This is a genomic window from Lactimicrobium massiliense (assembly GCF_900343155.1).
Lineage (GTDB): Bacteria > Bacillota_I > Bacilli_A > Erysipelotrichales > Erysipelotrichaceae > Bulleidia > Bulleidia massiliensis.
Map to the genome: position 1 here is coordinate 175,607 of NZ_OUNG01000001.1, position 11,754 is coordinate 187,360.

The 11,754-nt window shown below is 49.6% G+C and carries 13 protein-coding genes; 1 reads left to right on the plus strand and 12 read right to left on the minus strand.

Annotation, left to right across the window (positions count from 1 at the left end; translation table 11 throughout):
* Positions 1-10: 10 nt before the first annotated feature.
* The 7 genes from DHU66_RS00875 to DHU66_RS00905 all read right to left on the minus strand — a co-directional run bounded on the left by DHU66_RS00875 (position 11) and on the right by DHU66_RS00905 (position 4,679).
* Positions 11-1,393, minus strand: coding sequence for a glycine--tRNA ligase (locus DHU66_RS00875; RefSeq protein ID WP_108774017.1), 1,383 nt, complete (start codon positions 1,391-1,393; stop codon positions 11-13).
* Positions 1,394-1,450: 57 nt separating this feature from the next.
* Entirely contained in the window at positions 1,451-2,197 is a 747-nt protein-coding gene (gene recO, locus DHU66_RS00880) for a DNA repair protein RecO (RefSeq protein WP_167836195.1), read from the minus strand.
* The gene (gene era, locus DHU66_RS00885) at positions 2,190-3,083 is read right to left on the minus strand and encodes a GTPase Era (RefSeq protein WP_108774019.1); all 894 of its coding nucleotides are present in this window, start codon (positions 3,081-3,083) and stop codon (positions 2,190-2,192) included. The genes recO and era overlap by 8 nt, the downstream gene beginning before the upstream one ends.
* The gene (locus DHU66_RS00890; RefSeq protein WP_167836196.1) at positions 3,080-3,424 is read right to left on the minus strand and encodes a diacylglycerol kinase family protein; all 345 of its coding nucleotides are present in this window, start codon (positions 3,422-3,424) and stop codon (positions 3,080-3,082) included. Before DHU66_RS00890 ends, era begins: the two co-directional genes overlap by 4 nt.
* The gene (gene ybeY / locus DHU66_RS00895; RefSeq protein ID WP_108774021.1) at positions 3,414-3,869 is read right to left on the minus strand and encodes an rRNA maturation RNase YbeY; all 456 of its coding nucleotides are present in this window, start codon (positions 3,867-3,869) and stop codon (positions 3,414-3,416) included. Before ybeY ends, DHU66_RS00890 begins: the two co-directional genes overlap by 11 nt.
* 17 nt (positions 3,870-3,886) lie before the next feature.
* Positions 3,887-4,135: a TM1266 family iron-only hydrogenase system putative regulator gene (locus DHU66_RS00900; protein WP_108774022.1), complete on the minus strand. Its 249-nt coding sequence runs from the start codon at positions 4,133-4,135 to the stop codon at positions 3,887-3,889.
* A 106-nt stretch (positions 4,136-4,241) separates the two neighbouring features.
* Positions 4,242-4,679 carry a hypothetical protein gene (locus tag DHU66_RS00905; RefSeq protein ID WP_108774023.1) on the minus strand — a complete coding sequence of 146 codons (438 nt, stop codon included), beginning with the start codon at positions 4,677-4,679 and terminating at the stop codon, positions 4,242-4,244.
* A gap of 184 nt (positions 4,680-4,863) precedes the next feature.
* On the opposite strand from DHU66_RS00905, the gene DHU66_RS00910 reads away from it, so the two are divergent.
* Positions 4,864-6,228 carry an MATE family efflux transporter gene (locus DHU66_RS00910; RefSeq protein WP_209451708.1) on the plus strand — a complete coding sequence of 455 codons (1,365 nt, stop codon included), beginning with the start codon at positions 4,864-4,866 and terminating at the stop codon, positions 6,226-6,228.
* Here the strand turns inward: DHU66_RS00910 and DHU66_RS00915 are convergent, their stop codons facing one another.
* The 5 genes from DHU66_RS00915 to DHU66_RS00935 form a co-directional block, all read right to left on the minus strand.
* The gene (locus tag DHU66_RS00915) at positions 6,229-7,065 is read right to left on the minus strand and encodes an HAD family hydrolase (RefSeq protein ID WP_108774025.1); all 837 of its coding nucleotides are present in this window, start codon (positions 7,063-7,065) and stop codon (positions 6,229-6,231) included. It abuts the gene before it with no gap.
* A 74-nt stretch (positions 7,066-7,139) separates the two neighbouring features.
* Positions 7,140-8,318: an ABC transporter ATP-binding protein gene (locus tag DHU66_RS00920; protein ID WP_108774026.1), complete on the minus strand. Its 1,179-nt coding sequence runs from the start codon at positions 8,316-8,318 to the stop codon at positions 7,140-7,142.
* Positions 8,319-8,412: 94 nt separating this feature from the next.
* Positions 8,413-9,441 carry a LacI family DNA-binding transcriptional regulator gene (locus DHU66_RS00925; RefSeq protein WP_108774027.1) on the minus strand — a complete coding sequence of 343 codons (1,029 nt, stop codon included), beginning with the start codon at positions 9,439-9,441 and terminating at the stop codon, positions 8,413-8,415.
* A 140-nt stretch (positions 9,442-9,581) separates the two neighbouring features.
* The gene (locus DHU66_RS00930) at positions 9,582-10,925 is read right to left on the minus strand and encodes a replication-associated recombination protein A (RefSeq protein WP_108774028.1); all 1,344 of its coding nucleotides are present in this window, start codon (positions 10,923-10,925) and stop codon (positions 9,582-9,584) included.
* A 164-nt stretch (positions 10,926-11,089) separates the two neighbouring features.
* A complete protein-coding gene (locus DHU66_RS00935) occupies positions 11,090-11,749 on the minus strand; it encodes an ABC transporter ATP-binding protein (RefSeq protein ID WP_108774029.1) in 660 nt (219 codons plus the stop codon).
* Positions 11,750-11,754: the final 5 nt, after the last annotated feature.

An 11,754-nucleotide genomic window follows, 5' to 3' on the forward strand; every position in this document is an offset into this window, starting at 1 on the left:
TTAATCAGTATCAGAAACGAATGGCCTTGTTGATGCGGGAACGGACCTCCTCTACGCTCAGTCTTTCCTGTGCCATGGTATCACGGTCACGGATGGTTACCGTACCGTCTTCCATCGTCTGATCATCCACCGTGATGCAGTAAGGCGTTCCTACTTCATCCATACGGCGGTAGCGTTTGCCGATTGAACCAGCATCATCATATGCAACAGCAAAATCATAGGACAAAGAGCGGTAAATCTCCTGTGCCTTCTCACTGTGTGCTTTCTTCTTCAGCGGCAGAATAGCTGCCTTGACCGGTGCCAGAACCGGATGGAAATGCATGACGATTCTGGTATCGCCATTTTCCAGCTTTTCTTCATCATATGCATCAGTGAAGAACATGAAGAACAGTCTTTCCACACCGACAGCCGGTTCCACGACATACGGCAAAAACTTCTCATTGGTGGTCGGATCAAGATAGGTCAGATCCTTGCCGGAAGCTTCCTGATGGCGTCCCAGATCGTAATCTGTACGGTCAGCGATGCCCCAAAGCTCGCCCCAGCCCCACGGGAACTTATACTCAATATCGGTTGTGGCCTTGGAATAGAAGCTCAGCTCTTCCTTGGCATGATCACGGAACCGCAGCATTTCCTTCGTTCCGCCCAGAGACAGGATCCAGTCCATGCAGAACTGCCGCCAGTAAGGGAACCACTTGTCATCCTCTCCCGGATAGCAGAAGAATTCCATTTCCATCTGTTCAAATTCACGGGTACGGAAAATAAAGTTGCCAGGTGTAATCTCATTGCGGAAAGACTTGCCGATCTGGCCGATGCCAAACGGCAGCTTCTTGCGGTAGGCACGCTGTACGTTCTTGAAATCAACAAACATGCCCTGGGCTGTTTCCGGACGCAGATAAACGGTGCTCTTGGCATCTTCGACAGTGCCCTGGAATGTCTTGAACATCAGATTGAACTGACGGATCGGTGTGAAATTATGCTTGCCGCAGTCAGGGCACGGAATCTTGTTGTCTTCAATGAACTTTTCCATCTGTTCATTGGTCCAGCCTTCACAGCTGACCTTGCCATTGGACCATTCTTCAATCAGCTGGTCGGCGCGGTGTCTTGTATGGCACTCGCGGCAGTCCATCAGCGGATCAGAGAATCCCTTGAGATGGCCGGATGCTTCCCAGACCTTCGGATTCATCAGAATCGCTGCCTGAATCTCAACATTGTTGGGATCTTCCTGAATAAACTTCTTCTGCCATGCGCGCTTGATATTATCCTTGAGCATGACGCCATAGGGGCCAAAGTCCCATGTGTTGCTCAGACCGCCGTAGATCTCGGATCCCTGAAATACAAATCCTGTATTTTTTGCATGTGAGACAATGAGATCAAACGTTTTTTCCTTTTCCATGCTATCCTCCTGAAATTTTGTTAAACGCTAACAGTTTAACACTTCCCTCTTTACCTTTCAATGTGCATAAAGCTCCTGCAGGAATGCAAAAGAGCGCAGCGTGATGCCGCCGTACTGGTGCAGAAAGTCCACCAGGGTGGTGACATCATCCCAGCTGGCACCCCCTGCCTGCATTACGGCATCATAGTGATGCAGACCAGCTTTGCAGATGAGGCGGAAACGCTTTAAATCAGCGGCTGGAGAAAGCGGCACGCCAAGCCTGGCGGCATCATCGCGGCATAAAAAGCCCCCTGCCTGCACGGACAGGGCACTGACTTCTTTCTTTGCGCATACCGTGCATTCATCGACGTCCGGTGCCATGCCGGAAATGCGCAGCACATCAGCCAGATATAAAGCAAGCACAGCCGTCATGTCATCACCGTGATCCAGCATGTCCAGGCTTTGTTTCAGCAGATCATACATCTGTGAAGAAAGGCTCTGCTCGCCTGGCAGCAGTAAGGCATCCGCACATTCACACAGCACGGCAGCCCCTGCTGAAGCATCCAGGTCTTCATGCAAATGGCGGCGCAGGGCAATGGTTTCCGCTGTGCGCAGCCGGAACATGGTCCTGCCGGGATGGTAGTCAAAAAGAAAGCTGGCAGAGGTATATGGCAGCAGTGAAGCACCGTTGCGGCTGGTGATTTTCCGGGCACCGGGCGCCGAAAAACTGATCTTGCCATATTCTCTGCTCAGCACGCTGAGAAGCACATCTTTTTCCCGGTAATCACTCTGTTTGAGAATGATGACGTCCAAACGGTCATTCATCGCGGAAGGCACCGCCATAGCCGTATTCAGAAATACGGGCGTCCTTGGAGCGCCACTCGCTTTCTACTCTGACAAACAGTGTCAGATAGACATGGACACCCAGCAGCTTCTCCAGATCCACTCTGGCCATGGAGCCGATCTTTTTGAGCATCGATCCGCCCTTGCCGATCATGATGCCCTTCTGGCCTTCTCTTTCCACCAGGATCATAGCCTGAATCTCACAGCCTTTTTTTGTGAATTTCTTGCTTTCAACAATGACAGCAGAGGCATGCGGGACTTCTTTTTCCGTGCATTCCAGCACCTTCTCACGGATGATTTCCGCAATGCGGAAGTTCTCAGGTTCATCCGTGACTTCTTTGGCATCATACAGCAGACCGCCCTCAGGCAGATAGGATGCCGTTGTCTTGATCAGATCCTCAAAGGAGGAAGAAAATTTCGCACTGAGTGGAAAATACTGGGCAAAGTCATAGCGCTGCTGCCATTGGCCAAGAATCTGCAGTATCTGTTCCTTTGACATCATATCTACCTTATTCAGGATCAGAAAGACAGGTACGCCTGCCTGCTTTACCATGTTGAGAACATAGGCATCTCCGGAAGAGAATGGTGCACTGCCATCCACGACCAGATAAATCAGGTCGACGCCCTGGATGACATCGGCGGATTCGCGGTTCATTCTGGCGCCAAGTCTGTCCTTGGCCTTATGAATACCGGGTGTATCCGTGAAAACAATCTGACAGTCAGAGTCTGTATAGATGCCTCTGATCTCAGAGCGTGTTGTCTGTGCCTTGGGTGAAACAATCGCTACTTTTTCTTTGACCAGGGCATTGATCAAAGTACTTTTGCCGGCATTCGGCCTGCCAGCCAGGGCAACAAATCCACTTCTCATATGTTTCCTTTCAAATGTACTGCCAGAATGACCATCGCCGTCACAAGGGCTGCCGCAGATGCCGCAAGCACAGCACCTGCCGCAATATCTTTAATTACCTTGATGCGTGCATCAATTTCCGTGCTGTACATATCGCAGATTTTTTCGATGCATGTGTTGAGCATTTCAGCTGTGATCACCATGCCGATACAGATGATGACAGCCACCCATTCCCCGGCAGTCAGTTTCATGATGCAGCCTGCCGCAAGTGCACATGCCGCAAGTTCATACTGGATACGGACAGAACGGTGGCCAAGGCCGTCTGCGATACCGGCAAAAGCAGCTTTAAACTTATTGATCATCGCGCGGCACAATCGGATCCAGAATCTTTTCCTGCAGGGCAAACATGACCTTTTCATCTTCCGGCTTCATGTGGTCATAGCCAAGGCAGTGCAGCAGGCCATGTGTGAACAGGAAACAGACTTCCCGCTTCAGGCTGTGGCCGTATTCCTTTTCCTGGCGGCGGGCATAGTTGATATTGATGAACAGATCGCCCAGATCTTTTTCACCATCATCAATCAGATCCGGACTGTCATTGATGGCAAAGCTGATGACATCTGTCGGCCTGTCAATGCCGCGGTAATCCCGGTTGATCTTATGAATCGCGGCAGAGCGTACAAAAGTCACACTGATCTCGCATGTCTGGGACAGATGAAGCTGTTTCTCAGCTGCTGCACCAATCTTTTCAAACAGTGCCTGGTATCCCTGCACATCCTCATTGGTACGGTTATAAATCGTAATTTCCATGATTTTTCCCTCTATGCTTACAAACGGGAATATGCTGCTTTGACGGTAATGCCGCTGAGATTGCCCAGTCTGCCGCACAGTGCAGAAATGACATCACCCGGCGCATCCATGGCAATTGAGATCAGTGAAATATTCCGTTTGGGATAAGGCAGTCCCATCCGGCCGATAATATACTGACTGTATTCATGCAGGATTTCATTCAGGCTGCTGACCTGGTTGGTGTCTTCTACGACAATGGCAAGCATTGCAATTCTGCTCTCTTCCATATTCTCTCCTTCTTCCCATGCAGATATCTGCTTTTCTTAATGATAGCACAGCTGCCTGTTTCCTTCCTGCGCACTGTTGCCCATCAACCCGGATGCAAAACAGGATTTATTGATTTTTCGTATGCACATCCAGCATCTGCAGCGGCACATGTTTTTCTTCCAGCAGATCCACAATTTCCGGATGTTTGTCCAGACGGGCACCGAAAACGGCTGCCCGCCTGCCGCTGGCATCATAGATCATGAACATCTTTTTTCTGGCAATCACTTCACTGACATCAGAATATGCCCAGTAGTGATTTTTGCCAAATGCCTGTACCAGGCGGATCCCATCCTCTTCAAAGATCATGCCGGATTTATAATGATCATAAATCAGTCCCCAGCCGATGAGCGCAACAGTCAGTACCAGCCAGATCATGGCGCCTGCTGCCTCTTTGGTTTCCTTTGAGCTGAACAGGTACATGACCAAAATAACCGTAAAAATACCGGCGGTCAGTACGCCGACTGCCATGGAGCTGTCTTCTTCTTTGAGTTCAATCTTGTGCATACACTGCTCTCCTTTGCATGTATGGTATGCTTTCCTGATGTGCGGTGCAAGCATGCCTTGACACACCAGCTTCATTTTGTATAATACAGCCGAAAAAACACGAGTGGATTTTTCCGGATGAACAATCACCTTTTCGCCACACGACATCAGGCCATGTGGATTTTTTTTGGCCAAAAGGAGGGATATGATGCAGGGAAATACAATGAAAGAGCGGCCTTTGGTACCGCTGATACTGACCATGACCATTCCGATGATGCTGTCAATGCTGGTTAACAGTCTTTATAACATTGTCGACAGTTTTTTTGTGGCGAAGATGGGTGAGGATGCAATGAGCGCATTATCACTGGTATATCCCATCCAGAACCTGATCGGGGCTGCTGCGATTGGCTATGGTGTCGGCATCAATGCCATCATTTCGTTTTATCTTGGTGCCGGAAAGCAGAAAAAGGCAGATCAGGCTGCTTCACTTGGCATGCGGCTTTCGGTTGTGCACGGCCTTGTACTTGGCATACTGGGAACTCTTGTCATGCCAGGGTTTCTGGCCATGTTTACAGACAATGCGCAGATTATTTCTTATGGTGTGCGCTATGCCGTTGTGGCGTTTGCTTTCAGCTTTGTCAGTAACAGCGGCATTGCCTTTGAAAAAGTGTTCCAGGCTGTGGGACAGATGAATGTGACAGTGGTATCCCTGGCAGCAGGATGTCTGTTTAATATCGTCATGGATCCTGTCCTGATCTTTGGCATTGGCTTCTTTCCCAGAATGGGCATGGAAGGTGCAGCTCTGGCAACCGGTCTTGGCCAGATGGTAAGCCTGCTGATCTACATCATCCGCAATCACCGCCGCCCGCTGCCTGTACATGTTGGCATGCACCGCTGCAAAGACGATGCAAAGATGGCCGGAAGAATCTATGCTGTGGGTATTCCGGCCACGTTGAATCTGGCGCTTCCATCCCTTCTGATCACGTGCCTCAATGGCATTCTTGCCCGGTTTGCGCCGGTCTATATTCTGGTGCTTGGCATTTATTACAAACTGCAGACATTCCTCTATCTGCCTTCCTCCGGCATCATTCAGGGTATGCGGCCCCTGCTTGGCTTTAACTATGGTGCCCAAGAATATGACCGTGTGAAGAAGATCATCTCGATTGTGCTGGTCATGATATTGATTCTGATGGGTGCCGGCACGTTCCTTTTCATGGCATATCCTGACTGGCTGATGGGCCTGTTTACATCCAATACAGAAACCATCCGGGCTGGCAGCCAGGCATTGCGCATCATTGCTGCAGGCTTCATTGTATCGGCTGTTTCCGTGACCGCCTCTGGTGCTCTGGAAGGTTTATCCAAGGGCACCCAGTCATTGTGGATTTCTTTATTCCGGTATGTGATTCTGATTGTGCCGCTCGCCTTCCTTCTGTCACATCTGTTTGGCGCGGCAGGTGTCTTCCATGCCTTCTGGGTGAGTGAAGCACTCAGTGCTGTCATTTCCTGGCTCATCATGAAAAAAGCAGTGCCCGGCGGATCCGCTGAAAGCACTGCTGTTATCGAACAGTAATCACTGTTCTGATTTTTCTGTTTCAAGAATTCTGATATCGGCTGCCGTTTTCACCATGGGCACTGTACCTGTCATCTGCCCCAGAAGACTGCGCAGCTTTTTTTCATCCTCATGAGAGCCATGAAGCAGGACAGTATCCATGCCTTCTGACAGGGCACAGCGGATATCCGTATCCACTTCATTGCCGATCAGCAGCGTATTGGCAGTCTCAAGTTCCTGTTCTTTGACCAGCTGCTGCAGGAAGGAAGCTGCTGGTTTGCGCAGGCCATAGTCAGATGAGATATAAATGGCGTCAAAATAGCGCTTCAGGCCGGAGGCATCGATCTCAGGCATTGTAAACAAAGACTGGGCATTGGTAAACAGGATGACTCTGGCTCCACGCCGTTTCAGATTGCGCAATACGGCAGATGTATGGGGATATACGCGCAGATGTTTGCGTGAAAGGATGCGGAAGAAGTTGCCGACCGCAATGGCCCACTCGCTGCCTGCAATTTCATCAATCGTTTCTGAGTGTGCCCGGCGGCGCAGATCATAGACGTTTCTGCCGCAGACAGACAGCGATACGTAATGATTGAACGGGGATTCCAGCAGCAGTCTTGCAAAAACGCGGCCAAGATTGATCTCGACATCATTGCACTGTTTCTTTCTGCGCAGGATGTTTTCTTCATCATGAACCATCATCAGATATTCTTCATGCAGGATCTTTGGCTTGTAGTCAGCGCCATAGCAGCTGTAGAATTCAGCCATGCGCCGCCACAGGTCCTGGCTCTCTTCATCTGTCAGGATATCCACCAGGGTGCCGTAGAAATCAAAAATATAATTGTCGTACTGCCGCATAAAACACCTCTTGTTTGAAAAGGGAGCACGCCATCAACGTGCTCCCTGACTTTGTGATTGTCAGTATAGTGCTTTCAGTCAGCGAATTCCAGATTCAGTCCGGATTCTTTGCCAAAGACATGGACAACGTTGCCGGAGAATGTAAAGGCAACGGTATCGCCAAGCTGATAGTGTCTGCCATCGAGATCAAGAGTCGGCACAATGATGATGCTGTCATGGCCCTCCGCATTGATATGCAGATGGTAAGCAGAGCCCATCATTTCCGAAACATCTACCTTGCCTTCAATCATGGCACCCGGTACATTCTCAAGAGAGATATGATCCGGTCTGACACCGACGGTGACATCCTGTTCTGCCACATTGTGAGCAGCCAGGTTCTTCTGCTTGTCTTCAGAAAGAACAACCTTGGCAGCACCAACCGTTACAGCATATTTGCCATTGGCATCCTTGACAAGACGGCCATCATAGAAGTTCATCTGCGGCATGCCGATGAAGCCTGCAACGAACAGGTTGCGCGGATGATCATAGACTTCCTGCGGTGTGCCAACCTGCTGGATGCGGCCATCCTTCATGACGACGATACGGTCGCCGAGGGTCATGGCTTCGGTCTGGTCATGGGTGACATACATGAAGGTGGAATCGATTCTCTGACGCAGCTTGATGATCTCAGCACGCATCTGGTTTCTCAGTTTGGCGTCGAGGTTGGACAGCGGCTCATCCATCAGCAGTACTTTCGGATCACGGACAATCGCACGTCCGATGGCAACTCTCTGTCTCTGGCCGCCGGACAAAGCCTTTGGCTTTCTGTCCAGATACTGGGTGATGCCCAGCGTTTCAGCAGCCTGATTGACTTTCTTATCAATTTCATCCTTCGGCAGTTTGCGCAGTTTCAGCGGGAATTCCAGATTCTGACGCACCGTCATATGCGGATACAGTGCGTAGTTCTGGAAGACCATGGCGATATCACGGTCCTTAGGCTGAACATCATTCATTCTCTTGCCGTCAATCAGAAGATCACCCTTGGTGATTTCCTCAAGGCCGGCAACCATACGCAGGGTTGTGGACTTGCCGCATCCGGAAGGACCGACCAGAACAATGAACTCATGATCCGCGATCGAAAGGTTGAAGTCTTCAACGGCAACAACGCCTTCTTCTGTCACCTTGAGATTTGTCTTCTTCTCATGATGATGTTTCTTCTTGCCTTCGGTGTTTGGATAGATTTTTTCGATGTGCTTTAACTCTACTGTTGACATGTTTTTTTGCCCCTTTCAAACAGTGAAAGAATTTTGAAACGGTCCGCGACAAATGCCCTGCTTTCCGTTTGCTGGCAGAGGGTTCTTCCTTCCCTCAGTAAGCCTTTTTCAATGGCTTGACTGTCTCACCGGCGATGACCCTGAACCCAACCGTTTCATGAACAGGTCTGCGGTCGTAATTGATTCTCAGCAGCAGGTCTTCCACGCCCCTGCGGGCAATGTTCTGCGCATCCTGGCGAATGGTCGAAAGACGCGGAATGGAATACCTGGCATAGGAAATGCCATCATAGCCGATCAGTGACAGATCATCCGGTATGCGCCGGCCGCTGTCAACAGCAGCCCGCATGGCACCAAGGGCAATAATATCGCCCATGGCAAAGATTGCCGTCAAAGACGGATCACGGTGCAGAAGAATATCAGCAGCCTCATAGCCGTCGCGCAGAGAGAATCTGCATGGCTGATACTGCAGTGCAGGATCAAACGGGATCTTGTGGCGGGCAAAGATTTTTTCACAGCCTGCCAGTCTCTGGAAGTCGATGTGGCCTTCATCTGTTTCATTGGCGGAACCACCGATGATGCCGATCCGTGTATGTCCTGCCCGGATCAGATAATCGATGGCTTCCTGAGAAGCTGCCGTATCATCCGTTGTGAAGGATGAAAGGTTATCGAAGCCAAGACCTGCCGCACTGTTAGTCAGCAGTACCGACGGCACCTCAATCTTGCCAAAATCATGGCGAAAATACTCGATGTTGCCGCCAAGGAAGATCAGCCCTTTCGGCCTTCTTTCCAGACAGATCTGCACTGCCGCAAGCACTTCGTTGGCAAAGTCATCAATGTACTCCACCACTGCTTCTTCGCCATTCTCTCTCAGCAGTGTCTGAATGTTTTCAACAATGGATCCAAAGAAGACATTCATGCGTCCTTTGACCAGAATCGTAATACTGGAATACGTTCTCTGCTTGAGCAGCTTGGCATTGCTGTTGGGCTGATAGCCTTCGCGTTCAATGACCTCCTGTACCTTTTTACGTGTTTCTTCCGATACATCAGGATGATTGTTCAGCACTCTTGAGATTGTCCCGATACTGTACCCGGAAAGCCTTGCAATATCCTTGATTGTTGTCATCCGGGCCTCCTGTCTAACCGTTGTAAACATTACCGGAAACGTTTACAGTTATTATTCTATGAAAGCGCTGCCAGATTGTCAATCACTTTTGACATGGCAGCGTATCAATTTCTGGTATAAAGCTGTTTTCCTCAGATGCTTCAATGCGGCTTCTGGTGCTGGTTATTCCGCATCTCCATGCGAAGACGGTCAAGTTCCTGCTTGCGTGCCTGCACACGCTTTTCAAGTCCCTGGTCTGTCGGAACATAATAGTGGATCCCCTCCAGAGAATCCGGCAGACACTGCAGACCGGTAATATGTTCCTTGTAGTCATGGGCATACTGGTAATCACGCCCATAGCCAAGATTCTTCATCAGATTTGTTTCGGCATTGCGCAAAGCCAGAGGAACCGGTTCTGCTTCCATGTGTCTGGCATCCTGGGCAGCTTTTGTATACGCAAGGTATAAAGCATTTGATTTGGGGGCAATGGCACAATACACCACAGCATGGGTCAGATGGACAGAGCATTCCGGCATGCCAAGAAACTGACAGGCATGATAGGCATTGATCGCAACGGTGAGTGCTCCCGAATCTGCCATGCCGATGTCTTCTGAGGCAAAGCGGACAACACGCCTGGCAATATACTGTGGATCTTCTCCCGCTTCCAGCATTCTTGCCAGCCAGTAGACAGCTGCATCCGCATCCGAATTCCGCATGGATTTATGAAGTGCAGAAATCAGATTATAGTGTTCCTCGCCATTGCGGTCATACAGCAGTGTCTTTTCCTGAATGCACTGATCGACAATCTCTTTAGTCACAACGGACTCTCTGCCTGAACCGGCACCGTTCATGACCGAAAGCTCCAGGGTATTCAAAGCGGTTCTGGCATCTCCGTTTGCATAAGAGGCAATCAATTCAAGCAGGCTGTCATCGATCGTCACCTGCCATGTGCCAAATCCCCTTTCATCCGTCAGGGCATGCTTTTCAATCTGCACCAGACTTTCTTTTGACAATGGTTCCAGCACAAATACCCTGCAGCGGGACAGCAGAGCGTTATTCAGCTCAAAAGAAGGATTTTCCGTGGTAGCTCCGATCAGAATGACAGAACCGCGCTCTACATAGGGAAGAAACGCATCCTGCTGGGCCTTGTTGAAACGATGAATCTCATCTACAAACAGGATGGTCTTTCTGCCCATTTTCCTGCTTTGCTCTGCCTTGTCCATCACCTGGCGGATTTCCTTAATACCGGAAGTAACAGCAGAAAAATTGATAAAATCTGATCGGGTGGAATGGGCAATAATGCGGGCAAGCGTTGTTTTGCCAGTGCCGGGAGGTCCCCAGAAAATCATGGACTGAACCTCGTCAGTCTCAATCATCCTGCGCAGGATTTTTCCTTTGCCAAGCAGCTGCTGCTGGCCTATATATTCTGATAAATCCGATGGCCGCATACGGTCGGCAAGCGGTCTGGAGGAACTCGTATCATCAAAGAGAGACTGCTGTTCCATAGAATTCATAACTCCTTCAGCGATGCAATCACGCAGGCAGATACATGACACCGTGCATCTTTCATCGCTTTTTCTTCTTCATTGTAGTCAATCTGGCTCAAAGCGTGTAACTTCTCCAAAAGAAAACAGGAAGGTACAGGATCACGCCCGCATCCTTCCTGCATTCAGTCCTGACCAGAAGTATCCTTGTCTGCTTTGGTTACCCTTCCTTCCACGACATTGTAGATCTCATCCGACAATGACAGTAAAGACTGGCCATCATGGCAGGCAAGGACAATCAATGCACCCCTTTCCTTATGCCTGATCATGATTTTCTTGATTTTCTCAACACTTTCCTCATCCAGGGCATTAAACGGTTCATCCAGCAGGATGATATCCGGTTTCTCCATGAAGCAGCACGCCAGACCGAGCTTCTGCTTCATGCCAAGTGAATACTTTTTGTATGTTCTTGCATCATGAGGATCAAGCCCTGTCTCTGCCAAAGCCTCTTCAATGTCCTGTCGGGAAGCAATTTCCTTGAGAGAGGCAATCATTTCCAGATTTTTATATCCGGTAAAGTTGTCAAGAAAAGCAGGTGATTCAATCAGGGCACCTACAGACCGCGGGAAAGAGATATTTTTCCTCAGCTTTTCGCCATCCACTTCCACATAGCCGCTGGTTGGATAGATCAGCCCGCAAAGTGCTCTCAGCAGCATCGTCTTGCCGCTGCCATTTACTCCCTTCAGGCCATAGATTCTGCCGCTTTCCAGAGATAAATTTACATCTTCCAGAATGACTCTGCCTTTGATGATTTTGCTATAGTTTACTACATTGATCCGCGTCATCTCTC

Bases quoted from the DNA above. Each gene is read 5' to 3' on its own strand.
- DHU66_RS00920 (WP_108774026.1), bottom strand. From the start codon at position 8,318: ATGTCAACAGTAGAGTTAAAGCACATCGAAAAAATCTATCCAAACACC.
- DHU66_RS00925 (WP_108774027.1), bottom strand. From the start codon at position 9,441: ATGACAACAATCAAGGATATTGCAAGGCTTTCCGGGTACAGTATCGGG.
- DHU66_RS00875 (WP_108774017.1), bottom strand. From the start codon at position 1,393: ATGGAAAAGGAAAAAACGTTTGATCTCATTGTCTCACATGCAAAAAAT.
- ybeY (WP_108774021.1), bottom strand. From the start codon at position 3,869: ATGGAAATTACGATTTATAACCGTACCAATGAGGATGTGCAGGGATAC.
- DHU66_RS00900 (WP_108774022.1), bottom strand. From the start codon at position 4,135: ATGGAAGAGAGCAGAATTGCAATGCTTGCCATTGTCGTAGAAGACACC.
- era (WP_108774019.1), bottom strand. From the start codon at position 3,083: ATGAGAAGTGGATTTGTTGCCCTGGCTGGCAGGCCGAATGCCGGCAAA.
- DHU66_RS00905 (WP_108774023.1), bottom strand. From the start codon at position 4,679: ATGCACAAGATTGAACTCAAAGAAGAAGACAGCTCCATGGCAGTCGGC.
- DHU66_RS00890 (WP_167836196.1), bottom strand. From the start codon at position 3,424: ATGATCAATAAGTTTAAAGCTGCTTTTGCCGGTATCGCAGACGGCCTT.
- DHU66_RS00915 (WP_108774025.1), bottom strand. From the start codon at position 7,065: ATGCGGCAGTACGACAATTATATTTTTGATTTCTACGGCACCCTGGTG.
- DHU66_RS00910 (WP_209451708.1), top strand. From the start codon at position 4,864: ATGATGCAGGGAAATACAATGAAAGAGCGGCCTTTGGTACCGCTGATA.
- recO (WP_167836195.1), bottom strand. From the start codon at position 2,197: ATGAATGACCGTTTGGACGTCATCATTCTCAAACAGAGTGATTACCGG.
- DHU66_RS00935 (WP_108774029.1), bottom strand. From the start codon at position 11,749: ATGACGCGGATCAATGTAGTAAACTATAGCAAAATCATCAAAGGCAGA.
- DHU66_RS00930 (WP_108774028.1), bottom strand. From the start codon at position 10,925: ATGGAACAGCAGTCTCTCTTTGATGATACGAGTTCCTCCAGACCGCTT.